Origin of the sequence: Acidiferrobacter sp. SPIII_3 (genome assembly GCF_003184265.1) — a bacterium.
Lineage (GTDB): Bacteria > Pseudomonadota > Gammaproteobacteria > Acidiferrobacterales > Acidiferrobacteraceae > Acidiferrobacter.
Genome location: NZ_CP027663.1, coordinates 12,349 through 37,203, shown reverse-complemented (window position 1 = coordinate 37,203; position 24,855 = coordinate 12,349). Strand labels below are relative to the sequence as shown.

Genomic DNA, 24,855 nt, shown 5'->3' with positions numbered 1-24,855 from the left:
CCGGCCCCTTGCGCCCCCTTGCCCGAACCGGCATGGCGTGAGGCGAAACCTCTCGCCGCCTGCCCTACGGGCCCTTTGGCTATGACATGAGCTGGGGCATCATGGTGCGCGTATAGAGGGTCGCGAACATCCACGCGGTGAGCCCGATGGTCAGGATGTAGAGCGGGATATAGAGGATAAAGCAGGCCGTGAACCACCGTTGCGAGGGTGCCAGCGTCAATTGCAGGACGAGGATCAATTGCCCGATCGCCGCCAGCCCACCGGTAGCGGCGATCACGATGGACAGACCCGGTATCGCCCAGGCGTGACGGACCACCGCCAGAAACGCGATTGTGAGCAGGACCACGGTCACCGCGAAGCCGCCGAGGTAATGGCGGGTGTCGATGGCGCGCACCTCGGGGTGGGACAGCGGCGCCTCTTCGAATGAGCTCATATCAGTATCCCCCGCAGATAGGTGAAGCTGAACACCAATACCCACATGAAGCCCTGGAAAAACCAGAAGAGTTTCAGGTTCAAGAGGCGATAGACGACGTTGGGATGGAAACCGAACATCGCGACCTGGACCATCATGACGGGAAACCAGATGAGCCCCAGCCCGATATGAATGGCGTGATAGAGGATGAGCGCGAAATCGGCCGACAGATAACCGCTCCGCTCCGGCGTTATGCCCTTTGCTATAAGGTCGAGTGTGGCATGCACGCTCAGGGCGGCGAAGCCCGCGCCGAGCACGAAGGCCACCGCCATCCACGCGAGCAGCGCGCCCTTGCGTCCGCGCTTCAAGGCGCCCATGGCAAGGCCCAAGGCCAGCACGCTCGCCAGGATCAGCAAGGTCTCCCAGTAGGCGGTCAGCGGATGGAGCACCGAGGCCCCCATGGGGCCGCCGGCGGCGTTCATGCGATGCCCAAGAACGAGGCAGGCGCTAAAGAGCGTGGCGTACATCATGGAATCGCTCAGAATATAGAGCCAAAATCCGAGGGTGTGGGCCCCTATCTTGTCATGATGGACGTCCTTGCGATCCCAGAGCTCCGGGGCCTGCGCGCGACCTACGGCGCTCATGGGCGCGCGCCCCTATCGGACGGGGCGGGTGATAATCCACCTGGACGCACGGGCCGGGCCGGCTTCCAGGATGCCGGGCGGCGCACGCCGGACATCGGCATCCTCGCAAAAAATGGCACCGGCATGGGGCTCGGATAGGGGTTCTCGGAGCCCGGTGCGTCCGCTCGTCCGCCTTCGCCCCCCTCGAGCCGGGCGACCAGCGATGCCGGCAGCGTATGCTCCGTGTCGTTGTTGAATGACCGCGCGATCACGACCGCCATGATGGCAAACAGGGTTGCGGCACACAGCCACCAGATACGCCACACGAGCCCGAAGCCCAGCGCGAAGCTGAGCGCCCCAAGGATCAGGGGCACGGGGGTGTTCTTGGGCATGACGATGTCGAAATAATGATCCGGAACACGGTCCGCGAGGCCGTGCTCGCGCCGCCACGCCCATTCGTCACGCCCGTGAATCACGGGCAGGACCGGGTAGTTGTAGGCCGGGATGGGGGACCACGTCAGCCATTCCAGGCTGCGCGTCGTCGCCCACGGGTCGGCGCCGGCGCGGTTCTTCCTGCGATCGCGCAGGCCGACATAGAGTTGCTTCAAGAGATAGTAGGCGGCGACGCAATAAAAGAAGATGCCGACCTCGGCGGCAATCAGGGGTGGCCGCCACTGGACGAAGGGGATGTAGTCGAGGCGGCGCGTCATGCCCATGAAGCCCAGGGCGTACAACGACCCGAAGACCGTGAGGGTGCCGGCGGAGAAGAACCAGAAGGCCTTGCGCCCGGTATTTTCATCGAGATGGAACCCGAAGACCTTGGGAAACCAGAACAGGTAGCCGGATATGGCCGCGAACGTGATGAGCAACATGAACGAGTGGAAGTGGGCGATCAGAAAGGTGCTGTTATGGACCGAATAGTCTATGGCCGGCATGGCCAGCATGATCCCGGAAAGCCCGCCTACGAGCAGCAGGACGTAGGCGCCCAGGCACCAGAGCATCGCGGTATCGAAACGCAATCGGCCGCGATAGAGGGTAAGGGCCCAATTGAAGGCCTTGACCCCGGTGGGCACGCCCACCATCATGGTCGCCGCACCATAGAAGAGATTGACGCCCGGACCCGCCCCCATCGTGAAGAAATGGTGCAGCCAGACCATCCACGAAAGACCGGCTATGGCGAGCGCCGCAACCGCCATGGATGTATAGCCGAACAGCGCCTTCTCGGCGAAGGTCGGGACCACCTCGGAGATGATCCCAAAGGCCGGCAGCACCACGAAGTAGACCTCCGGATGGCCCCAGATCCAGAAGAAGTCCGTGTACATCATGAGATCTCCCCCAAAAGACGCCGTGAAGAAATGCGTCCCGAGGTTGCGATCGAGCGCCAGCATGAGGAGCGCGGAGGCCAGGACCGGAAAGGCGCTGATGCCGATGACGCTCGCGCTCAAGGCAGTCCAGCTGAAGATCGGCACTTCATTCCAGCCCATGCCAGGGGCGCGCATCTTGATGATCGTGGCGATGAAGTTGGCCGAGCTCAGTGTACTGCCAAGACCGGAGAGCTCTACTGCCCATAACCAGTAATCGGTCCCGACGTCGGGACTGTACGGGAGCTCGGTGAGCGGCATGAGGCCCACCCATCCGGCGTGCGAAAAATCGCCCACGAAGAGCGAGATCATGACCAGGGCGGCGCCCGCGGCGGTCAGATAAAAGGTGAGGGCATTGAGATAGGGGAAGGCCATGTCACGGGCACCGATCTGCAACGGCACCATGATCGTCATAAGCCCCGTGAGTATGGGCGTGATCGCAAACAGGATCATGATCGTGCCGTGCGAGCTGTAGATCTGATCGAAATGATAGGGCGGCAAATATCCGTGCAGGGCGCCAAGATAGCCGGTCGAGTGCGGGCCTATGGCCATGACCTGCTGGGTGCGTATCATCACCGCGTCTATGAAACCCCGGAACAGCATGACGAGGCCGAGGACGATATACATGACCCCGATCTTTTTGTGATCCAGGCTCGTCAGCCACTCTTCCCAGAGATATCGCCACTTGCGGTAGTAGGTGATCGGTATGATCACCGCCAGACCGGCCAGGATGACAAAAAAGAATGCGCCCTGGATGATCTGGGTCTTAAACGGGATCTCATGCAGCGAGAGCCGGCCGTAGATCGGGTTCCAGGAGCCCTGGAGGTGGACGAACATGGCGCCTCCTCAGTGGATGACCTTGATGATAAGCGGCTTTGACATGTTTTCGGTCATGCGCAGCGGCGTCCTGTAGACGCGGCCCATGAGGATCCGGTGAATCACGTGGTCGAAGAGACGTTTTTGGGGGTGCGAGAAGTACATCGGCTTTTCCACAAGATTGATCGTGGGCTTGGCAATCTTGTTGAATGCGGCGTAGGTCAGGTGCGCGGGGGCCTGGGCCACTTTGTGGGCCCAGGCGCGAAAGGCCTCGGGCGATACCACCATGGTGGCAAAGCCCATCCAGGAAAAGCCGCCGCCGCTGAAGTTGGCTGAGTAGCCGCGATAGTAGCCGGTGCGGGCGGCGATCATCGCGAGCTTGGTGCGCATGCCCGGCATGATATCGATCTCGCCCACGAGTTGCGGGATGAAGAAGTCATTGACCACGGTGGTGGACGTCAGACGGAAATGGACGGGGGTGTTGACCGGAACGACGAGGCGGTCGACAGTGGCAAGCCCGCGGCGCGGGTAGATGAATACCCATTGCCAGTCGGTGGTTATGACGTCGACTTGCAGCTCCGGTCCGCGCTGCACCGTTCCCTTGGGTCCCGGATAGGGGGCGAAATGGCTGGAGCGACCGGCGGTGGGCGCGGGCTTGTCGTGCCCGGCAAGATAGCGGGGGATAGCGGTCGGATTGTAGGGGTCGGCGAGAAACACCGCCTGATACGAGAAATACGTAAGGACTCCCACGGTAACTATGGGAACACTCCACATGAGCACTTCCAGGATCGGGGATCTCTTGAAGTGTGGGTCGTAGCGCGCCTGGCGCCCCTTTCGGTACTTCATGAGGATGATGGCGGTGGCCACGAGCAGCGGCCCTACGATCAGCATCATGATCGCAAAATCGATGAGCGTGTAATGAAACTCGGTGGCCGCCACCGCGCCGCGCGGATGAAACAGCCAAACCGATCGGCTTTGACAGCCGGCGAGGCATAGGCCAAGCGGTATCAACCAGAGGCGTGGGCAAGACCAGGGTCGGGCAGGCATGTCGTCGCTCCCGTTGCGTTGGACGGATTATCGAGGCCGGCGCACCGATTCGGCCATCCGCCGTTCGCACGGCGTCACGCCTGGCCCGTGTGACACCGCCTTAAGGGGCCCCCGGGCGGGCCCGCACAGGCTGTGCGTAAGCGGGCGCGATGCGCGGCCGTCAGGGGCACCAAGCCGGGGTCCGCTCCGGGGGGACCCCTGCGGCGGATTGACCCGTCTGGCGGCCGCTCCCGATAATCCGCGGGCAGGGGGACGCATGAGGACAAGGGACGGGACGACGTCGGGGCCTGGCCACGCGAGGAGGCGCCCGTGCAGATCGGCACTTGGTTCAGGGGGTCACGGGACGCCGTCGTCAATCCCCCGCGCGGCGCTGTCGCGTGTCCCGACTGCGGCGCCATCCAGACGCTGAAGGCGTTCAGCACCCACGGGTTTCTCCACTGCTACCGCTGCGGGACCCCGCTCGAACGCATGCGCGGGCGCTCGCTGGACGCGGCGCTGGCCTGCGCGCTTACGACCTTCATCCTGCTATGGCCGGCCAATATCCTTACGCTGCTCTCGGTCACGATCGTGGGGGCGCACAGGAGCAGCGTGCTCGCCTCGGGCATCGCCGTCTTGTGGCACCAGGATTGGCCGGTGACGGCCATCGTTGTGGCCATGGAAATCGTGATCCTGCCTTTTGTGCGCTATGGCGGGCTCGCGGTGATCCTCGCGCTTTTGCGCGCGGGCGTGCGAGGACCGGCGGTGGGACGGGCGCTACGCTGGATCGAGACGATCGACCAGTGGGCGATGCCGGATGTCTTTCTGTTCGGAGGGTTCATCGGCTACAGTCGCATCGCGCCGTTTCTGCCGACCCACATCGGCGCCGGGGCCTACTGCCTGGTGGCCGCCTCGCTGTTTGCCATGGCCACGCGCGCGGCCTTCGAACGGCGCGCGACTTGGCGCCTGATCGGCCCGAGCGCGGCCCGGCCGGAGCCTGGGATGGTGGGGTGCCAACACTGCGATGCGGCCCTGCCGGGGCGTTATGACGGGGCGGACTGTCCACGCTGCGGGGGGGCGGTGTTTCGCAGCCGGCCGGCCACGGTGGCCCGTTCCCTGGCCTTTACCGTAGCCGGACTCATCTTCTACCCAATTGCCTACCTCTACCCCATGGAGGCCAATGACCGGCTCGACAGCCTGCATCCCTATTCCATCATGACCGGCGTCATGAAGCTCGTCGACGCCCACTTCCTGTTCTTCGCCGGTGTCGTATTCGTGGCGAGCATCGTGGTCCCGTTTTTGAAGTTGTTCGCGCTGGCGTGGTTTGCGATCTCCATCCATACCCGCTCGCAGAGACACCTGCGGCTGAAGACGCGCCTCTATCGCCTGATCGTCGTGATCGGGCGATGGTCCCACATCGACGTATTCACGGTGGTGGTATTTCTGCCGCTCATGCACCTGCGGGGTTTTCTGGCAGTGAGCGTGGGGTGGGCCTTGCCGGCGTTTCTGGCGGTGGTGGTCTTGACCATGATCGCGACCGACCTGTTTGATCCGCGCGCGATGTGGCAGGCGACGGGGGCGGCGAGTGACTGACGGGGGCGGCGACAGACATCCCCACGAGGCGCACTTCCGTCCCGGCCGCTGGCCCGGGCTTGTATGGGCGGTCCCCATCGGCGCCCTGCTGGTGGTGGCATGGATCGGCATCAGGGCGTTCGTCCATAACGGGCCCGAGGTCCATGTGACGTTTCCCCTGGTGGGCGGCATCAAGACGCAGCACACCAAGGTCAAGTATCGCGGGGCGGTCGTAGGTCACGTCAGCGAAGTCCGCATTTACCCCATCCGCGACCAGATGAAGGTCGACATCCGGTTCAATTCCGACATGGAGGGCTATCTCGCGCGCGACACCAAGTTCTGGATCGTGGGCAATTCCTTTCAGGCAACGAGCCTTTCGTCCCTGAAGACCGTCATAACCGGACCCTACATCGACATCGACCCGGTGAAGGGCAAGACCTGGCATAAGTTCGTGGGGGCCGCCAAGCCCCCGATCTTGAAGCATCGGCACCAGGGCGAGACCTTCGTGCTGCTGACAAGGCACCTCGGGAACATCGCGCGGGGCTCCAAGGTGTACTACAGGCACATGAAGGTAGGCGCGGTACTCGGCTACCGGTTACCGAAGAGGAGGGGGAGGTTTCATGTCTACATCTTTGTCCGGGCGCCCTATCAGCAACTCGTACAGACCACGACCAAGTTCTGGGATGCGAGCGCCCTGCATGTCGCGCTTGGGGGAAGCGGCCCGGGCATCGAGCTGCAATCGCTGCCGGCGCTGATATCGGGCGCGGTGGCGTTCATGACCCCCGCGCAGGGTCACGGGGTACGAAGCGGCACACGCTTTACGCTCTATAAGAGCCAGGGAGACGCCCGCGACGCCCCGTCGCCGATCGCGGTACGCTATCAGCTGACCTTGTCGGGTGGCCCGCATGGGCTCAAGCGCTGGGCGCCGGTCACACTCGAGGGGGCGCGCGTGGGCTCGGTGACGGCGGTACATATGGTCTACGACGGACGACGCGGACGGCTAATGACGCACGTACGGGTTGCCCTAGACCCGCGACTCCTTGGTCTCACCTCTGCGCGCCGCGCGCACGCGCCACTCCGCGGACAGGTGGATGCCATGCTGCGGACCCTGATCGCCCATGGCCTGCGCGCCGAGCGCGCCCGGAGCACGCCGCTCATCGGCGCCCCCGGTATCGTCCTGAGCCGGGTCCCTGGGGCCAAGCCCGCCACCCTCGAGGCCGGCCATCCTCCCACCATCCCGGCGGTGGCGGCGGGCAGCATCACGGACATCACCCGCCAAGTCAGCGCGATCCTGGTAAAGATCCGGGCCCTGCCACTGTCCGCCATCGCCGGGAACATACGCACGGCGACCAGCCGTATCGCGGCGCTAAGCCGTTCGCAGAAGACCAAAAAGGCCCTCGAAGATCTCGACAAGACGCTGGCCAACATCCACGCCATAAGCAAGAGCGCCCATCACGACCTGCCGACCATCTTGAAGCGGGTGCGCAAAGCCGCGCACGCCGCGCAGAAGGCCGTGGCAGGCCTGCAGGGAATCATGGGTGAAGGCCTCGCGAACCCCGGCCCTGACACCAGTTCGCTTCCCGCCGCATTACGGCAGGTGAGCGAGGCGGCGCGCTCGCTACGCACCCTGGCCGATTATCTGGATGAGCATCCGAATGCGCTGATCGTGGGGAAGGGCGGATGAGGCCCCAGGGAACGGGGCTCTTTTCGTGAGCCAAGGCGCGCCTTCTCGTGCACGCACAGCCCTCCGCCGTCCGAGCCGGCGCCCTGTCGTGAAGGCGCGTCGGGCGGCGCGTTTTTCCGCTTTTTGCCACGCGTTCCGGCCGGGTCTTGGAGCGACGCGGCTTGGGTCACGCGCATCACCGGAGTCTGTATCATGCGGGGACATTGCGTCGGGCGGCGACCCTGTGGCCGAGATGAGGCGCAAGCGCCTCGCAGACAAGACGCTGGCGGAAGCTCTGGCCGATTATGGCGAGGCATGCAACACCATCACGGAAAGCATGCGAAAGGATACGGTGATGAACCACTCTCGCCATGCCGCAAGGTTGGCGGGAGTAGTTCATGCACCCCCCTGTTCCATACCGTGACACGGCACTAACGGGGCAGATCTTGCGCCGGAACGTCTGTTGGACCTGCCACAGCGCCAGCAAGGTGACCAACCACTCCATAAACCCCGCCCCCCGCGGCGACCTCGGTATCCTTGCGCGTCGGCGCGGTAAAGCCGAAATACAGGCGGACTTCTCGTCGTCCGGGACTGGATGTTCGCGACGGTAAGCCAAAACGCGACCCGATCGCGGCCATAGCCCAGCGAGCCCTCACCTTGGCTGAGGCACGTATATCCTGGTGGTTTCAGGACGGCGTCGTAAAAGTGCTTTGCGCGGGCAAGATCACGAAGCCGATCGACACGTGGTTGATCATGATTTCGTCCCCTTCGTTTCGAGCCCGGATCGGTCACCCCCCCCCGCCGCGCCCGGTTCATGAAGGCAGACTAGCCTGACCTGGAAAGTCAGACTTCCAGATTCTTGCTCAGTTTGCGAAACAGGTGGTGGCCGGCCTTCCGGCGGACACCGGAGGGGGTGCAGCCAAGCTCGCGGCGGAAAGTGTCAGCGAAGGGGCTGTGGCGGGAAAAGCCAAGCTCGAGGGCAACCGCTGCCAGGTCGTCCGCGCCTCGGCCAGCCATTGCAGGGAGCTTCCAAGGCGTAAATGGGCCCGGTAGCGATGCACTGGACGCCGGTCTGCCACTGGAAAATGCGGGCGAAATGAAAGGGCGAGGCGTGCACGGCACCGGCGACACCATCGAAGCCGGCGGGCGAGGTAGGGCTTGGCTGCCTCCGTGCGATCTGCGTGGTCGGCGGTGATGGTGCTTCGCACACCCGGGCAGTTGACCGTGTTTCACGAATACGGATTCGAGCACGTCGGCGACAAGGCGCAAGACGGTTGCCTCGGCCCGAAGCGGACTGAAGGGGCGGGATTCGGCGGCCTCCAGCCGTTGCGCGATTGCGTGGCGCCACCAGAAAATGCTGGAGCCGCATATGGACCAGTTACGAATGGGAACGGTCGGTCGGGACGGTCGTCGATCCTGGGGTCGATTTCGCGGACGATGGCGTTCCACGCGTGGGGCGAAAGCGTGAAGACCGAGCCTCGATCGCCGGAATCCGCCGGGTGGCTGATCCGGTAGACGGACGCCTTCGAGAAGAACATCGCTTGATTGACGCCGGCGGTGGCTTTTTCGCCCTATGTGCTTGGCGAAGGCGTCGCGTCGCATCAGGACAATGGTGTTGCCGTCGGACTATTCCTCCGCGGCCGGGCCGCCGCGACATGCCCGGCAGCGATAAACCCGGACGCTGACGACGGGGCTATTGTAGAGAGGGTGGAACGCAAGCGCGCTATCGGGCGCGCCCTCTTGTATGTGAGACGGTCAGTCATGAGATCAACGTTGCTACTCGCCTTCCAAAGCCACCAATTTCTGCGTGCGGGAGTTGTTCGAAAATGATCGCTTGCATCGATAGGCTGTTCCTTAAGGTCAAGCGATCCTTGGCTCCCGGCCGCGCCTCGCCGTATGAGCTTGAAACCCATCTCGTGGCCGTGTTTCGTCGTCAGCGAGTTCCACAGCATCCCGACCGGTTCGAGCACCCGGCATTGCGCGATCAGTCCGGCATCGAGCGCCTCGAAGCCAGGCTCGCCCGCGGGCCGTGCGACGAGTTGCTTCGCTTCCGCGTCGTCGCCCCGTTAGAACATGGCGGCCCGCCCTTCGGGAAAGGTGGTGTCAGCCATGATGTTGAGGCCGGCCGTATTGAAGGCCCACAAGGCGCGCGCCCTTCGCCCATTCGGCAGCCTTGCCTCTCATCCCAAAGGGGCCCGCCGCTTACGATCCCTTGTGTTTTTTCTGGAACGACGCAGTCTACGGGCAGCGGTTGCCTATGTGGCTGCCGCCTCAAGGGGGTCCTCGAGGTCATCGCGCTCTATTCGACGATGATTGACCAATAACGTGTGGATTGTCCGCTCGGAGACCTGGAAGTGCGCCGCTACGTCTTCGCGGTTTTCTTCCGAGTAATCCCCCTTTAACAGGAATGGCACTTACTTAAGCCCGTAGCACTACAAATGCCCATATCTGCGTACTTGTTCACGGGCCTCGGCGCGAGGCATTTTCAGCCAGGGATAAGGCTTGGGCCTTCGTTTTCGCGCCCGTGGTTCGATTCGTCCGGGCCGATTGCCGACGGTGAGTTGTGCGATGAGCCGGAACAAGGTGTCCGGATCAGCGCCCAGATCGACACGGTGCGTGGTCCATTCGGTCCACAACTGCACGGTATGCTTGAAACTCAGTTGCCGCGGATGAACGCTGGCATCGAGTGCCGCTTGCGCCATCAGCAGACGGATCAGGTTGTAGGCGAGCAGATGCACCCACAGCTCCTTCTCGACCATCCGCGGCGTGAGGCAGCGCAGGACGTCGACGCCGAGCGTGGTTTTGATGTTGCGCAGGTCCAGCTCCACGTTCCAGCGTTGCGCGTACAACCGGTCGAGGGCGTTTTTTCTGACCTGGCGCGGATTGAGCAGCGTAGTGACCAGGATTTGGCCGTCCACCATGACTTCCCGTACCGTCAATGCGTCGGGAAATTCCGCGTATTGCTCTGCGCTCATCCACTCGGGCCGGGTCTTCGATTTCGTCCAGCGGACGAGGTGATCGCGGGCCCCAAGCGAGACGCCACGCCGAAAGTCCGTATGGCGCGCGCCGTTCTGTTCAAACAGCACGTCCACACCGGCTGCCAGCATGGTCGCGACCAAGAAGTAGTTGCAGTAGAGCGCATCGGCGAGCATCACATCGCCCGGGGAGAAGGCGGCGCCGAGCGTGCGCAAAAGCCCCAACTCGCTGTTGCCTTTGCCGGCCTGCGGGCCGATCGCCGCATCGATCACGGCGCCGGTCGCGAGACAAATCACCCCCACGACACGCGCCAATGGAAAGCCGACCCCCGCGGCCTGGCTGCTCGGCTGCGGATAGCAGGCCTGGTTCTCCGGCGTATCGGGCATCGAGATCCCGGTGCCGTCCACGAGCTTCACGTGCCGTCCGCGCCAGCGCCAACCCGCCTTCGCCCGCGCGCTTATGAGTTCACCGACGGCCTGCGTCAGGCCGGTCACCATGGGCACCGGCAAGCGTTCCCGTGCCTTGCAGTAGGCGCCTGTTCGGACGCTCTGGACGCTCAAGCCCTCGGCGCGGCGTTGCGCCGCCCAGCCGTTGACCGCCTTCTGGCACGAGCCATCGGCATCCAGCGCCTGGCGCATGAACATTGACAGCGCCACCGTCGGCGGGTACAGCCGCTCGCGATGCTCCGGCAGGTGCGCCTCCGTCACTTTGAGCAACTCAGGGCCGGTAAGGAGGTTGAAAAAGCCGACCGCATCGACCCGCTGTGCGCGTCGGCTAATCTGCTGTCGATGTTGCTTGGAATGAAACTTGGCATTACGCTCTCTCAAGGTTGGCCTCGGGGTTGGTCCGGTGGATGCCTGGTAACAGACATCGTACCAATCCCGGTCAACCTACCTCATAACTTTCAAACGCTTAGCCCCGCGCGCTCAAGTCGCTGCGGCTTAAGTAAGTGCCATTCCCTTTAACAGGACACTGACCTCTTCAAAGGGCGCAAGGAGCTCTGCCGCGAACGACCGCTGCGCCTTTTGCCGAAAGGTGCGTGAGCGGGTTGCAAGGAAAAGCTTTTCCGAACCGGGATTCATGAGCCGGTCTCCAAGTAAGCGGGCGAGATCGAACCTTCGCCCTGGAAGCCGCTTAGGACGCAGCACTAGGCGGCAGCCGCTCTGCTCATCGTCCAACACGAAAGATAGGTCGGGATCACGGACATCGGCAAGCAGGGCGCGCTCCGAGACGCTCGCCAAGTCAGCCAGCTTTTTATTCGAAATGGGGGTGGCACCAAGGCCGAGTTGCGCGCGGAGAGTCTTCGCCACGCGCGCACCCAGGAGCCACGCCGGACTGTTTGCGCCCGCCTGCGGCAGGGTCCCGGGTGCCAGGCCGGAAATATCCTGGAATCCGTCGAATCCCCGAGATCGAGCGACCTCGCGGAGAGCGTCGGCGCCCCAGACGACGCCGCCCGATGGAATGTCGGCCGCGAGTTCGCTGATCGAATTCTTGCCTAGGACGTCAGCATCACGAACAAGTTGCTCGATCGTCTCGGGCGTAGCCTCATCGGGATCAGCGCCGAGGAGAGCCTCAAGCCTCCGGCGCAGGGCGACGCCTGGGTTGGCGCGTTCCGCCAAGAGATCCTCCCATACGCGATCAAGGTTGGTTTCCGAAATCCCGCTGTCGCGTAGTCGCGCGAGGACCTGGGGGACGAATGCGTCGATCGCCGCCTCGAGCCTGGAGGACGCCAAGATACAAGGGTCTGTCCCAACGTAACGAAATGGCCTGGCATTCGGTCGGGAAGATGGGCGTGAGATGAGCGCGGTTCGCAGCCCGTCTGAAAATATGGTGAGGTTCGGCCAGATATACCCCTCGCCAATCGACACCATCTTGTGCGCCCGCCACCAAGTTGGCGAACTCGATTGGGGTTCCCACCGAAGACGCCACCAGTTCCACGCGAGCCATTCCGCGGCGTGATACCCTGAGACGAGCGGGCCGGGGCGATAACCGTTTATCCATGAATCGAAGCCTTCGGTTAGATTAACCCCGTCGGCGCGAATCGTGAGCAGGCCAAAGCAGGCCCGCTCTTCCGGTGAGCCCTCGTCTAGGCGCTCCGGTGACAAAGTAATGGCTAGTTCTTCGGGCATCGCCGCCCCCACTCATCAAGAATGTAGCGGCGCATGTCCCGCTCATCGTCCCCGACGCGATAACCGTGATAATCCGCCCCTCTCTCGGCTCTCTCGGGTTTAGTCTTCGCCTCGTAAACCTCGCCGTGTTCGTCTACCGCCCAGACATATTTTGGGCTATATCCGGATCTCCCCACCAATAAAACCCGCAGATTCCCTAGCCTCATAGTGTTTTCCTCTGCCCTCACAGCGTACGCAAATCGGAAGGAATGTGCGCAGGGATATCGAGGTCTCCGATCGTAAGGAAGATCAGGTCAGCGAAGGGCTCCAAACCGCGGAATCCCGAGGCCCGGTTCTTCACGATCTTGAGTAGACGGTTGATGCCTTCGCCCACGGCATTGGTGAGCGGGCGTTCAATGAAGGAGAGGATATTGTCGAAGTGGTTCCGTACGGTGGTCACAAAGGTCTTCAGCGAGGGTAAGCGGCTTCTGAGGGCGGCCGTCATCCAGCGCTTCAAGAACTGCCTCGCCGCACCGGGATATGTGAAATGCCAGATGCGCTCGAACTCATCCTTCAAGACCCGGCCATGCGGCCGGCAATGCCAGGCGCGATGGATGCGCCGGTTGGAGGTGCGTAGCGCGTTTAAGAAGCGCGACTGTTTCTTGGAGCGATTCCGCGCCTGCATCCCGAGCATCCACCGCAGCCCCTTGATGGCCTGACGCCCCCGCTTATCCAGTCCCCGCCACTCGTCTTTCCGGACGGCATCGAGCGCCTCGTTCAAGGCCTTCACCACATGAAAGCGATCGATCACGAGGGTGGCGTTCGGGCAGTGGTGTTGAATGGCCCCAGTGTAGGCGCGGCTCATGTCGCAACTCGCCCAGCGAATGCGCTGCTTCTGGCCATCCGATAACTGTTCGTTGAAGAACCGGTCGATGGTCTCGCGCCCCTTGCCCTGACCCACCCACACGACGTGCGAACGGTCCAAATCATAGATGATCGTGGCATATTTCCGGCCTTTGCAATACGCGATCTCATCGGCTCCGAGGGTCACCAAGCCCCGGATCGTGTGGCCCGTGCGCACCCGGGTGATGACCCGGTGCAGACAGTTAGAGAGCGTCGATGGGGCCATCTTCAGTATGGCGGCCGCTGCCTTTTGCGTCATGATCTGGCAGAGCGCGCAGATCCGAAACTCCAGGCGATAGGTGATGCGGGCATAAGGGGCGGCCCAGGGGATTTTCTCCTGCACGAGCCCATGGGTCGGGCAGAGCCTTTTGCGTCATGATCTGGCAGAGCGCGCAGATCCGAAACTCCAGGCGATAGGTGATGCGGGCATAAGGGGCGGCCCAGGGGATTTTCTCCTGCACGAGCCCATGGGTCGGGCAGAGGATCTCCTTGGGGGCATACCAGAACAGGGTCTTGCGGCCCAAGATCGCTACGTCCTCCCAGGATCGGGCCTCCTGGGCCTGGCGCACGATTGGGCAGCGGCGCTCACACACTGGGCAGCGGCAACCGTTTTTGAAGGGCTTGACCCAGAGATGGCGTTCCGTATCGCGTTGTTGGAATGAGAAGGCGGTGATTTTTAGGTCTTTCAGGCGGTGTATTTTCGCCAGCAACGTCAGGCGGCTCTGGGTTTCCTCTCTTTGTCGATGACTGGTCAACAACTGAGAGGAGACCTGTGTTTACCCTCCATTGCAAGCCCTTGTACGCCCCGACAGATATCACCCCACCTAACGCCTATCCCACCCTGGCCCGTTTACGCCGCCACACCCATCAGCCCTGCCTGATTATCAAGTCGATACCGTGGGGAAAGTCGGATAGAGCCGCCCCGACAGATATCACCCCACCTAACGCCTATCCCACCCTGGCCCGTTTACGCCGCCACACCCATCAGCCCTGCCTGATTATCAAGTCGATACCGTGGGGAAAGTCGGATAGAGCCATATTTTGGCACGCCACCGTCGTCGATCTTGCTCACCATCCCGGCCGCGATGCCTTGCCGGAAAAGCTCCGTGGCCTCGCCTTTCAGAATGGTGCGAATCTCGTCACAGGATGATTTTGAGGGTCGGGGGCTGCATGAGGGGATGAAGCCATAGTCACCTGGAGACAGCTTATGGACGGCGCTTCCCACATAGCGCATGCGCACGATCAACCCCTCGATCTCCTGAGTGGAGAGCGATCCGATTGACACCACACGCCTGTCTGGCCTGTTCCCTTGCCTCTTGCCCACGATCTGGTCTCCGCCCCCGAAACCCCAAGCGTCATCATGCGCCGGAGCCAAACGGTCCGCGAGCGCCCTTCAAGGTTAAAGGCGCTAGAACCCCGGTCTATGTAGATAGTATGCGTGCCCTGCAGGGACAGCAAGCGCGTGAGGGGCTGGGTGAGAGGCTAGAAAAAGGCGCCATAGCCATCGGGTTGACTTGGTGCCCAGGGGCGGAATCGAACCACCGACACGAGGATTTTCAGTCCTCTGCTCTACCGACTGAGCTACCTGGGCGAAGCGCGCATTAAAGCGGCTCGCTCAGGCCACGTCAAGCCGCCGCGCGACGGTGCCGTAATTCTCAACGCGAGGTGATAGATCCCCGATACCCGGGGGCGGTGTAAGAATTTCCAAATTCGGGTGCACCTGGGCCGGATGCTGGGCACCAACCGGCATACGCGGGCGCGACCATGCCGCCACGGCCGGCGGCCGTGAGGGGACCGGGCCCATGGTCAACCGCTGCGCCGGCGGGGGGCGTGGCTTGCGAGCCCGCTGGCCATGTACCCGGGCGACGGGCCGACAAGGGCACGGGTTTGCCGTATCATGGGGGCATGAAAGTGCTTTTGATCAGCCCCTACGAGCTTGGCCGTCAACCCCACTCGCTGGCCCACCCCGCGGCGTTGCTGCGCGCGCGCGGCCACGAGGTGGTTCTGGTCGATTTGTCGCTCGCCGCGCTTCCCAGGGCCGGCCTCGACGGCTTCCAGGTCATCGGGGTCACGCTGGGCATGCATACCGCCACGCGCATTGCGATGGGCCTGCTGCCGGAGCTACGACGCAAGGCCGGGGCGGCTCGCATCGTCTGTTACGGCGTCTATGCCCCGCCGAACCGGACCCTTCTGGAGGGTCTCGGCGTCGACGTGGTCCTGGGCCCGGAATTCGAGAACGACCTGCTCGCGCTGATCGCGGGCGACAAGCCGGGGGAGGGCTTTCCGAGGGTTGGGTTCATGGTCCCGGATCGCACGGGCCTGCCGCCTCTGGCGCGCTATGCGCATCTCAGACTGCCGGGCGGCGAGCGCAAGACCGTGGGCTTCGTGGAGGCCTCGCGCGGCTGCAAGTATCTCTGCCGTCACTGCCCGCTGGTCCCGGTCTATGAAGGCCGATTTCGGGCGATCCCGCGGGACGTGGTGATCGCCGATGCGAAACAGCAGATCGCGCAGGGGGCCACCCATCTTTCCTTCGGCGACCCGGATTTCCTGAATGGGCCCACCCATGCCCTGCGCCTGCTAGCGATCCTGCATGATCGTTGGCCACACGTGACCTTCGATGCCACGATCAAGATCTCGCATATCCTGACTCATCGCGATCTCTTGCCGCGGCTACGCGAGTACGGCTGCCTGTTCATCACGAGCGCCGCGGAATCGTTCGATGACGCGGTGTTGCGTCACCTCGACAAGGGGCACACAGGGGAGGACATCGGCCAGGCCGTGGCCCTGGTGCGCGCCGCCGGGATTACACTCGCCCCGACCTTCGTGCCGTTCACGCCATGGACGACCCTGGACGATTATGTGAACCTGCTGACGCGCGTGCGGGATCTGGGGCTCATCAATAGCGTGGCACCCATTCAGCTGGCGATCCGCCTGCTCATCCCCGAGGATTCGTATCTCCTGCGCATCCCGGGCTTTCGCGAGCGTCTTCAGCCATTCGCCGAGGCGATCCTGGGCTACCCCTGGGCCAATCCGGACCCGCGCGTCGATGCCTTGCAGGCCCGCGTCCAGGCGTGGGTGGAGCAGGCCGACGGCGAGGGCGGGGGGCGGTGGGAGACCTTTGCCGGTTTGTGGCGGCTGGCGCACGAGGCGGCCGGGCGCGAGGCCCCCGTGCTGGCGACGGACTGCGCGGGTCCCGAGAGCCCGCGATTATCCGAGCCCTGGTACTGCTGCGCGGAGCCGACCACGGCACAGCTTGCGCGGTGCGCGGTCGGCGCATAGCGCAAGGGCGCGTGATGTTCAATGAGCCATCTTTTCCGAAGGAGAAACGCTATGGACAATCAAAAATCCGCGGCCTATCTGGATGAATCCGGCGTACGGGGCTACCTTGTGAAGCCGGCGGGCGAACCCGCACCGCTCGTGATTGTGTTCATGGAGATATGGGGCGTCAACGACCATATGCGGCTTGCGTGCGAGAAGCTCGCGGGGCTCGGCTTCGCCGCCTTCGTGCTCGATTTTTATGATGGCGCGCTTTTTGAGCCATCGGACCTTCAGGGGGCGGTTGCGAGGCTCAAGGTTGTGGGCGACGAAGGAGTCATGGATGCCTTCGGGCGCGCCCTCGGCCTTTTTAAGACGCGCAAGGACGTGGTGGCCGATAGGCTGGGGGTCATGGGATTTTGCAATGGCGGGCGCCTGGCCTTTCTGGCCGCGACCCGTTACCCGCAGGACATCCGCGCCACCATCTGCTTCTATGGGGGCGGCATAGATAACCCCAACGACAAACTCGGACGAACCTCGGTCTTGGGCGGCGTCCCGCGGCTTCAGGCCCCCTTGCTGCTTTGCTATGGGGCCAAGGATGCCTCGATAGCGCCCGATGAGCATGCGCGCGTGGCCGAGGACCTAAGCCGCGCCAACAAGCGCTATACCATGAGCGTGTTCCCCGATGTCGGACATGCCTTCATGGACAAGACCGGGCCGGCCGAGGCACGCGCAACCGAGATCGGTTGGCGCATGACGGATAACTTCTTTACGGCAAACCTCGCGAAGGGGCGTGCGTAAGGGGGATTACTTGCTCCCCGGGGGCTTGTATCCCTCGGGGATCGTCGACCCCTCCCCAAAGAAATACGCCTCCATCTCCTTTTCGAGAAACTTGCGCGCCTTGGGATCCATCGGGCTCAGCCGATACTCGTTGATAAGCATGGTCTGGTGGCCGAGCCATTGCCCCCAGGCCTCCTTGGAGACGTTCTCGAAGATCCGCTTGCCCAGTTCGCCCGGATAGGTCGGATAGGCCAAGCCCTCCGCTTCTTTTTTGAGCTTCACACACACTACGGTTCGACTCATGGCACCTCCAGAAATTGGTTGAGCAGGCGGCGTATGGGGGCTGGCATCCCGGGGCCAAGCCCGCCTCCTTTATACCACATCACGTCGTGGCACTCCGCCACGCCGAGCCCCCGGGACACCCCCTCGACAGGGATCGGCGTTATGGATAGCCGGAAGTGGGTAAAGGCGTGGTGGATGGGCGCGCAGGGCGCGCCCATCCGGCCTTCCAGGCCCAAGGCCGCGACCACTGCGGGGAGGTCGTGTTGTTCGACACTTTCCGGCAGACTCCAGAGCCCGCCCCAGACACCATGGGAGGGCCTGCGTACCAGCAAGACGCCGCGGTCGGGATCACGAATCACCGCCATGAATACCGCGCGCTCGGGGCGCGGGCGTCGCGTGACCGGCGCGTCCTCGCCCTCGAAGGCGCAGCCCGCGGCGACCGGACAGGCGGCGCAGTCCGGGGTCTTGCGGCAGACCAAGGCCCCCAGGTCCATGATCGCTTGGGTATAGGCGGCGGCCTCGTGCGCGGGGGTGTGATCACGCGCGTGCGCCCAAAGCGTTCGCAGGGCGCGCGCGTCTCGTCCGCCGACCGCATGGTAACGGGACAGCACGCGACGCACGTTGGCATCGAGTATGGGCGCGGGGACCCCGAAGGCAAAGGCGACGATCGCCGCGGCGGTCGACGGCCCCACCCCGGGCAGGGCCGCCCAGGCCTCGGCGGTGCGCGGGAATCCGTTGCCGTAGTGTTCGGTGAGCACGCGGGCGGCGGCGTGGAGGTTGCGTGCCCGCGCGTAATAGCCAAGACCGGCCCAGTGGGCAAGGACCGCGTCCTGGGAGGCCTCGGCCAGTGCCCGCACGCTCGGAAACGCGGTCAGGAAACGCTGGAAATAAGGGATGACGGCCGTGACCGTGGTCTGCTGGAGCATGACTTCGGCAAGCCAGCGTACATAGGGGTCGCGGACCTGCCATGGGAGGTCGTGGCGCCCGTGGCGTCGATACCAGGCAAGCACCTTGAGCGCGAACTCGTCCATCGCTAGGGAATACCGAGGGCGTGTTTCAAGGCGCCGCCCAGGGTCTGTAGCGTGGAGCCGAGACCGTTGTGGGTCGAATCGCTGAACAGCCGGTTCAGTGAGACAGTGAACTTGATGTGGCCAGCCGGGCCCTGAACGCGCACCGGGATGACAAACCCGCTCGGCAGGGCCACATCCAGCAGATAGTTGATGCTCTTCGTGGCGAGTATCACGCGACCGTGTCCATGGATGACGGCGCGCGTGGTATGGAGCGCCAGGGCATTCATGTGAACGACGCCACGGGCCACGGTGGCGCTGGCATGCAGGCCGGAAAAGGTCGTGCCCTGGTTGGCCCGGGCCCTGTGGGCGCCGGCCACCGCCTTGGGGTCCTTGGCAACGAAGTCGAGGTCGATGCCGCGGAGCACACCGTTTGGCATGCTCGCGGTCAGGCGCCCCGAGACACTGCGCTCAATGGCCGCGCGCTTCGTCCCCGAGCCATGGAGATGAACATTGGCATCCAAGGCCCCCGAGAACTCCGGAAAGAGATGCAGGGCGCGCAGGACCGCGCTCGTCTGCACATTACGGGCAAGGCCGCGCACGCGCCAGGTACGCGGATGACCGGTAAGCACGGCCTTGATGGTCCCCGCGAAGCGTCCTTGATAGAGCGCCATGGTGAGCGGCTTGACGACGACGTGACCGGCGAATGAGCGGATATGGGCGCGGAGGTTTGTAGCCACCAGACCATGGATGCGGAGATGTCCACAGGAGATGGCGGCGACCAGCGGGAGGCTTGTGATCATCGAGGACGCGGCCGGGGCGGCGGGCACGGGTGATGGCGCGCGTTGCGAGGGTGGCGCATTCGCGGGAGGGGGTGCGGGGAGATAGGACATGGGCCGCAGATGATCGATGGCGAGGTGGACCTCGTACAGAAGCGGGTGGGCGATCCGTGTGATGCGGCCGGTCATGGTGGTTTTGTCGAGCGTCAGGCGCAACGGGGCGAGCGTGAGCGCGGATGGGTCCCAATGGAGACCCATGTTCGCCGAGGCCTGCTTCAGGACATGCGGGTCGCGGGGCGTGTAATGGAGGCCCAGGGCCGTAAGCAACGGGCGGGGGGCGAAGGGGGGTACGACAAGCCGTCCATGCGCGCTGATGCCGGTCGCCGTATGTAAGACATGGAGCCGGCCATGGGCAACGAGATCCGCAACCCATAGATGCAACGGGGCGAGCGTGAGCCCGGGCGCCTTATAGGTCGCCTGGGCGGCGAGGCGGAACGGGAGGGGGGGGTGGCCCATGGTCTTCAGGAGCGCATGCATGCCGATCGTTACCGGCCGTCCGGGCACGATCGCGCCCAGGCGCAAGGTCAGATCGGACAGCGTATCCCGACCATGGGTGCGGGCATTGTGATAGCGAATACGCGCGCGTCTCACGGTGAGCCCGGCGGCACGCACAAGGACAAAGGCCGGAGCCTCATGCGCCTCTACCTTTGCGGCCGCGCGCGTACGGGGAGGCTTGGGGCCATGAATCAGCGTGGCCCAGTTGGTAAGGCCGGCCTTGTTCTCCTGGAGGCTCAAGCGCAGGCCCGTCAGGATCACGCGACGCAAGACGATGTGACGGTTGAATAGGGGGAAGAGGCGCACCTCAATGCGCGCATCGTCGACGCGCGCCAGTGGGGCGGGCCCGAAGCCGGGGGCATTGCCAAGCACGGCCCCGTCCAGACGGATACCAAGCCACGGGAAGACCGATAGACTGAGCCTGTGGATCGTGACCGGCCGCCCGGTCGCCTGACTGAGGGTCTCGGCGATCTGGCCCTTGACCCCGTCCAGGGTCATGAGCGCCGGGAGCATGGCGACCCCGGCCGCGATCAGGACCACGATGAGACCCGCCGTGATGGCGAGGATGCGCGTGCGTTTCTTCACAAGACCGTCCGAAAACGAAAGGGCCTCAGTCTAAAGCCGCGCGCCAGTGCTGACCATAGGCCGGCGGCGTGCCGCCTTGTCCGACCACACGGCTCCATGGTGCGCAGTGGTGCCACGTGCGGCGCTTGGGACGCCACGACAACGGGCGGACGGCGCCGGCCTTCGGCAGCGCAGCCGTTGCGCGCGGCCATGCCAAGCGCCGCAGGGCCGATCCGGAACTGCCGGCCCTCACCGAGCTGGACTACGTGCTGGCGGTCGATGACTTTAGCCGCGTCGATGCACTGCGCCTGCGCGCTGCAGATGGGTCTTGGTACAGGACGGTCGCGAAAGGCCGGCGTATCACGCTGCCGTTGATCGAGCGGGAGCACATGTACCGGGCCAGCCGTGCCGTTGAATGCGGGCGGGAGCCGGCTGAGGACTTGCGCTACCTGCAAGGCAAGGGCACGTCACTCGGCGGCATGCGGCCCAAGTGCACGATGGTGGACGAAGACGGCTGGCAGGCGATCGGCAAGTTTCCGAGTGTGGGCGACCACCCACGGCGTTACGCGCGGCGAGGTGCTGGCCCTGAGGCTAGCTGCTCAGGCGGGCATCGATGCCGCCCGCGCGGGCATCGTCTTGCTGGGAGACGGGGGAAACGAGGCGCCGGTAGCGGTCATCCGCCGGTTCGACCGCGACAGCGAAGACGGCCGCATCCCTTACCAGTCGGCCGCATCGCTGCCGCAGGCCTCGCGCGAACAGGATCGTAGCTACAACACAGAGATCGCAGACGCCATCCGCTCCCACAGCCGCGCGCCCACCAAGGATGTGCGCCGGCTTTTGCGCCGCCTGGTGCCCAACCTGTTGATCACCAACGTGGATGATCAGTTGCAGAACCACGGATTCCTGCACATGGAACACGGGCTGTGGTGCCTTGCCCCTGCCTTCGACATCAATCCTTTCCCGGACAAGGACAGAGAGTCCAAGACCTGGCTGACCGAGCAGGATGGTCCGGTCACCGACGTGCAGATGCTGCTGGCCCGCGCGTCGTACTTCGCGCCGGACGAGGCACAGGCCCTGGCCGTCCTGGGTAAGGCGCATGCCGCGGTATCAAGTTGGCGCCGAGTTGCGCTCTGCCCGGAGGTCGGATTGCGTGCGGTCGAGCCGGATGACTTCGCGTCGGCCTTCGAGCACGAACAGATGGATGCCGCTGCCGCGCTGCTCGGGCGGTGACGACGCAAGCGAGGGACGGAAATGGAATGCTTTCACATCGACGATAGTGGCTATAGGGGGTTCGACCTGCTCAACGCGGAACAACTGCTTGCAGCGATTATAGAAAGCTTTCTATAATCGCCGCCATTGGCTCTTCCATGACACCGTGGCCGGCGCCCAGGCCTCCGCCAATCTTTATGGCCTCATCGAGACCGCCAAGGCCTGCGGCCTCGAGCCCTACCATTACCTCCGCCGGATCTTCACTGATCTCCCCAAGGCCCGTACCCTCGAAGACTTCGAGGCGCCATTGCCGGCCGCATGGCTGGTGCTGCCCATGAATCTTGCCTCCGACCCGACGCTGCGTCGATCCGGCACCTGACCGCCTCACCGCATTCCGTCGCATCGCTCCACCCGTTCCGTCCTCGCCGCTGTCATTTCGATCACAGACTACAGGGCCGAGGTCGCGGCGGGGAGGGTGGGGTTTATGGAACGGTTACTTTTCAAACAATGCGGGAATTTCCAATCAACATCTAATCATGGCCATGCACGCGAGGATCGGGAGTTAGACGCCATGACCCAAGGCGGCGCCAAAGAAGACGTGTTCCGCAGTTTCATGTATCCGGCCGCGTTTCAAAGAAAAAGCACTCCGGCAAGATGGCCGGCGCAATGTATTCAATATCCTCTGTGGACACACCGCAGGAAAAGAAACTGTCTCGCCACTGCCGAATAACCGCAACGATTCGACCAATCTCCTGGCGGGCGTCCTCTACAGACAAGCCAAACCGTGAGGCCTGGGACAAGAGGTTATAGATGCTGGCAGTACGGCCGTAGCTGCCCACGGTCAACGCGAGATCACGTCGTTCGAGGCTGACTGCGGGTGCGGGCACCAAGTCGTAAGCAGGGAAAAGACGCCAACCTTTCTGTCGGCGCAGCAAGGCATGGTTGCGCGGATGATCGTCATTGTTGGTCACGGCCGCGTTGAAGACCATCCTGCGGAACAGCTCGGCGCAATCCGCTTCCGGCTTGTCGGACCAGCGCCGCAAATTTTCTGCTAGTAGGGGGCAGGACCAACGATCCCTGTCCAGATGGCTGTCACCACAGTCGAGGACGGTCAGGCCACTGACTAGGCCAAAACGCAGGTAGCCACCTTCGGCATGCTCCCGGTCAAAACGCCTCAACATCAGTACATCACTGCAGCCGACGGGTTGCAGCCGCGCCTGGGTGACGTTCAGGCCACACCGACTGGCCAGGTCAACCGTCGCAAACTCCACCCGCTGTAGATTGAAGCGGTCATCCTTGGCAGGAAACTTGCCGAGCCACAAGCAATGGTCGTCTTCGATCGTCGCCTTGGGCCGGGCGCCGCCCATGCTGGTTCCGGGATCGAATTGTTCGAGCAAATGCGCGGCCACGCGCTTGCCTTCTTCGATTGCCTGCGAAGCGGCAATCAATTCGTCCAGTTGATGTGTTCGGTTGTAGGTGCGCCTGGGTGCGGGTGGCTCGGCTTTCAAGCCAAAACTCAGACATCCGGCCCCGTCCTGGGGGCCGTGAAGGAGGTAGTCGATCTCGTCAACAACTCCGCCCTAATGGGCCATGCGGCCCACAATGAGGACGGAGCTTGCATCCAGGCTCCACCGCAACTCCGCGTATCTCGAAAGACGCGCGGCTTTGGCTTCATCGCCTGATGCTTCAGGGACGGCTGACAATCGCCCCGTCCTCACCCAGTCTTGCCGGATGAGGAGCGTTCGCATACTGATGTTTCTTGCCGCCACTAAATCGGCATGGAGGGTATGACCACAATGAGCACAAACAAACAGCAGGCCGTTATTGGGTCGATTCTCCTTTCCGGTGTGCCCGCAAATAGAGCACCCCTGACTGGTGTAATCCGCGTCCACCCAAATCGGCACACCACCCGACAGCCGGGTTTTGTACGCGGTTTTGGCCTGCACATCCGCAAAACTCCAACTGCTGACCTTGCGGTTGGCCTTGCGCCGTTTCACCGAAGCGTTCTTCGAGCGGCGACGCTCGGTACGGTTGCGGATATCCTTCAGCCACTCCAAACCCACCATCGCGTGTGGCTCCGCAATGGCCTTACTCACACAGTGCGCCGTATCCGCGTTCAGCCGTCTTTCTCGCAGCGCCAGTTTCCTCAAAACCGCTTTGGCCCCACGAGTGCCCTTCGCTTGCAGCGCACTCCGTGTACTGGCGGCATGTTCGGCCAAATGCCTCTGGTGCCCGCCGTGATAAAAACGACATTGGCCGCGTGTATTAGATTCCACCGCAATGTTGCGACGGTTCAGATCCACGCCTTTGACGGTGGTGATGCGGTCCATCGGCTTTTCGACCAGTGCCTTGTCGACGGAAACCAGCAGATACCACGCTTTGGAGACCGGGTCCTGCCAGAGCTTGGCGGCACCCAGGGTGATTCCCCGATCCGCCGTGTGCTCCAGCCAGTCCAGATGCCGGTTCCAGCCTTCGTAACGGCACCGAATTCTGCCGTTCAGAGTGCTGATGCTGACCGTCTGGTTTTTGCCCAGAGACCAGTCACGTTTGTGGTTCAGATTCACGGTCAGCGCGGTGAATTTCGGCGCTTTGTCCAGCCCCTTGTAGCGGCGCTTGGTCCAGCCCTTCGCTTTATGGGCAGCGTTGGATTTGGCGCGTTCCCACAACGTCTTGTAGGCCGCCGCCACTTGTCGCGGAGCATTGCAGGCCATTTGGGAGAGCAATCCGTACCGCTCCCGCAAATCCTGGTACACCAGCGTTTGCAGCTTCATGCCCTGCGACATCTTGCCATTGGCGAAAGCCACGGCGGATGCGTGATTCAGGGCATTACGGTACGCCAATGCCGTGCGCCGGACCGCGACGACCTGCTCCTTGTCCAGCAGCAATTTCAGTTTGCAGGTCAACGCCTGTGTGGTTGGCAATTCTTCGTCCATGTTCACAACGATACATGGTGGTTATTCAGTTGTG

At 63.4% G+C, this 24,855-nt stretch carries 19 protein-coding genes, 1 tRNA gene and 1 pseudogene; 7 read left to right on the top strand and 14 right to left on the bottom strand.

Translation table 11 applies throughout. The features are described 5' to 3' along the window. Window positions 1-79 precede the first annotated feature (79 nt). From C4901_RS00190 to C4901_RS00175, 4 genes are read right to left on the bottom strand one after another with little or no spacing between them, the layout of a single operon-like run. Window positions 80-433, bottom strand: coding sequence for a hypothetical protein (locus C4901_RS00190; RefSeq protein ID WP_110135591.1), 354 nt, complete (start codon window positions 431-433; stop codon window positions 80-82). After that, window positions 430-1,056, bottom strand: a complete 627-nt coding sequence (locus C4901_RS00185; protein ID WP_110135590.1) for a cytochrome c oxidase subunit 3 — start codon at window positions 1,054-1,056, stop codon at window positions 430-432. Before C4901_RS00185 ends, C4901_RS00190 begins: the two co-directional genes overlap by 4 nt. Then, the gene (locus tag C4901_RS00180; protein ID WP_110135589.1) at window positions 1,053-3,233 is read right to left on the bottom strand and encodes a cbb3-type cytochrome c oxidase subunit I; all 2,181 of its coding nucleotides are present in this window, start codon (window positions 3,231-3,233) and stop codon (window positions 1,053-1,055) included. The genes C4901_RS00185 and C4901_RS00180 overlap by 4 nt, the downstream gene beginning before the upstream one ends. A 9-nt stretch (window positions 3,234-3,242) precedes the next feature. Beyond that, window positions 3,243-4,151 (bottom strand): COX aromatic rich motif-containing protein, encoded by a 909-nt coding sequence (locus C4901_RS00175; RefSeq protein WP_168185446.1) that lies wholly within the window; start codon window positions 4,149-4,151, stop codon window positions 3,243-3,245. A gap of 417 nt (window positions 4,152-4,568) precedes the next feature. On the opposite strand from C4901_RS00175, the gene C4901_RS00170 reads away from it, so the two are divergent. The 3 genes from C4901_RS00170 (at window position 4,569) to C4901_RS00160 (ending at window position 9,794) form a co-directional block, all read left to right on the top strand. Then, window positions 4,569-5,828, top strand: coding sequence for a paraquat-inducible protein A (locus C4901_RS00170; RefSeq protein ID WP_110135587.1), 1,260 nt, complete (start codon window positions 4,569-4,571; stop codon window positions 5,826-5,828). Then, the gene (locus C4901_RS00165; protein WP_168185445.1) at window positions 5,821-7,491 is read left to right on the top strand and encodes an intermembrane transport protein PqiB; all 1,671 of its coding nucleotides are present in this window, start codon (window positions 5,821-5,823) and stop codon (window positions 7,489-7,491) included. Before C4901_RS00170 ends, C4901_RS00165 begins: the two co-directional genes overlap by 8 nt. A gap of 1,805 nt (window positions 7,492-9,296) precedes the next feature. After that, a complete protein-coding gene (locus C4901_RS00160; RefSeq protein WP_110135585.1) occupies window positions 9,297-9,794 on the top strand; it encodes a hypothetical protein in 498 nt (165 codons plus the stop codon). A 108-nt stretch (window positions 9,795-9,902) separates the two neighbouring features. Here the strand turns inward: C4901_RS00160 and C4901_RS00155 are convergent, their stop codons facing one another. The 5 genes from C4901_RS00155 to C4901_RS00130 form a co-directional block, all read right to left on the bottom strand. Continuing rightward, complete coding sequence (locus C4901_RS00155; protein ID WP_110135584.1) at window positions 9,903-11,273, bottom strand: IS4 family transposase; 1,371 nt, start codon at window positions 11,271-11,273, stop codon at window positions 9,903-9,905. Between the two features lie 114 nt (window positions 11,274-11,387). Next, window positions 11,388-12,065: a hypothetical protein gene (locus C4901_RS17195; RefSeq protein ID WP_145960562.1), complete on the bottom strand. Its 678-nt coding sequence runs from the start codon at window positions 12,063-12,065 to the stop codon at window positions 11,388-11,390. A 733-nt stretch (window positions 12,066-12,798) separates the two neighbouring features. Beyond that, window positions 12,799-13,800 carry an ISL3 family transposase gene (locus C4901_RS00145; RefSeq protein WP_110135582.1) on the bottom strand — a complete coding sequence of 334 codons (1,002 nt, stop codon included), beginning with the start codon at window positions 13,798-13,800 and terminating at the stop codon, window positions 12,799-12,801. Between the two features lie 624 nt (window positions 13,801-14,424). Next, the gene (locus tag C4901_RS00135) at window positions 14,425-14,703 is read right to left on the bottom strand and encodes a hypothetical protein (protein WP_145960561.1); all 279 of its coding nucleotides are present in this window, start codon (window positions 14,701-14,703) and stop codon (window positions 14,425-14,427) included. Between the two features lie 269 nt (window positions 14,704-14,972). Further along, window positions 14,973-15,048 (bottom strand) — tRNA-Phe (locus C4901_RS00130). 314 nt (window positions 15,049-15,362) lie between these two features. Between C4901_RS00130 and C4901_RS00125 the strand changes: the two genes are divergently transcribed. Next, window positions 15,363-16,736 carry a CUAEP/CCAEP-tail radical SAM (seleno)protein gene (locus C4901_RS00125; RefSeq protein ID WP_205736102.1) on the top strand — a complete coding sequence of 458 codons (1,374 nt, stop codon included), beginning with the start codon at window positions 15,363-15,365 and terminating at the stop codon, window positions 16,734-16,736. Window positions 16,737-16,787: 51 nt separating this feature from the next. Further along, window positions 16,788-17,513 carry a dienelactone hydrolase family protein gene (locus C4901_RS00120; protein WP_168185444.1) on the top strand — a complete coding sequence of 242 codons (726 nt, stop codon included), beginning with the start codon at window positions 16,788-16,790 and terminating at the stop codon, window positions 17,511-17,513. A 6-nt stretch (window positions 17,514-17,519) separates the two neighbouring features. Here the strand turns inward: C4901_RS00120 and C4901_RS00115 are convergent, their stop codons facing one another. The 3 genes from C4901_RS00115 to C4901_RS00105 are packed head-to-tail and all read right to left on the bottom strand — an operon-like array spanning window position 17,520 to window position 20,700. Then, complete coding sequence (locus tag C4901_RS00115; RefSeq protein WP_065970061.1) at window positions 17,520-17,795, bottom strand: oxidative damage protection protein; 276 nt, start codon at window positions 17,793-17,795, stop codon at window positions 17,520-17,522. Further along, window positions 17,792-18,805 carry an A/G-specific adenine glycosylase gene (gene mutY, locus C4901_RS00110; RefSeq protein ID WP_110135578.1) on the bottom strand — a complete coding sequence of 338 codons (1,014 nt, stop codon included), beginning with the start codon at window positions 18,803-18,805 and terminating at the stop codon, window positions 17,792-17,794. Before mutY ends, C4901_RS00115 begins: the two co-directional genes overlap by 4 nt. 2 nt (window positions 18,806-18,807) lie before the next feature. Further along, on the bottom strand, window positions 18,808-20,700 hold the full coding sequence (locus C4901_RS00105) for an AsmA family protein (RefSeq protein ID WP_110135577.1): 1,893 nt from the start codon (window positions 20,698-20,700) through the stop codon (window positions 18,808-18,810). Window positions 20,701-21,219: 519 nt separating this feature from the next. On the opposite strand from C4901_RS00105, the gene C4901_RS17820 reads away from it, so the two are divergent. Both C4901_RS17820 and C4901_RS19010 read left to right on the top strand, forming a co-directional pair. Next, window positions 21,220-21,909 carry a type II toxin-antitoxin system HipA family toxin gene (locus C4901_RS17820; RefSeq protein ID WP_205736101.1) on the top strand — a complete coding sequence of 230 codons (690 nt, stop codon included), beginning with the start codon at window positions 21,220-21,222 and terminating at the stop codon, window positions 21,907-21,909. A gap of 118 nt (window positions 21,910-22,027) precedes the next feature. Continuing rightward, a pseudogene (locus C4901_RS19010) lies at window positions 22,028-22,267 on the top strand (transposase domain-containing protein); the annotation flags it as partial. Window positions 22,268-22,499: 232 nt separating this feature from the next. Here C4901_RS19010 and C4901_RS00090 read toward each other — a convergent pair. Beyond that, entirely contained in the window at window positions 22,500-23,396 is an 897-nt protein-coding gene (locus C4901_RS00090; RefSeq protein ID WP_205736099.1) for a type II toxin-antitoxin system HipA family toxin, read from the bottom strand. A 72-nt stretch (window positions 23,397-23,468) separates the two neighbouring features. Next, the gene (locus C4901_RS00085; RefSeq protein ID WP_110135576.1) at window positions 23,469-24,821 is read right to left on the bottom strand and encodes an RNA-guided endonuclease TnpB family protein; all 1,353 of its coding nucleotides are present in this window, start codon (window positions 24,819-24,821) and stop codon (window positions 23,469-23,471) included. Window positions 24,822-24,855: the final 34 nt, after the last annotated feature.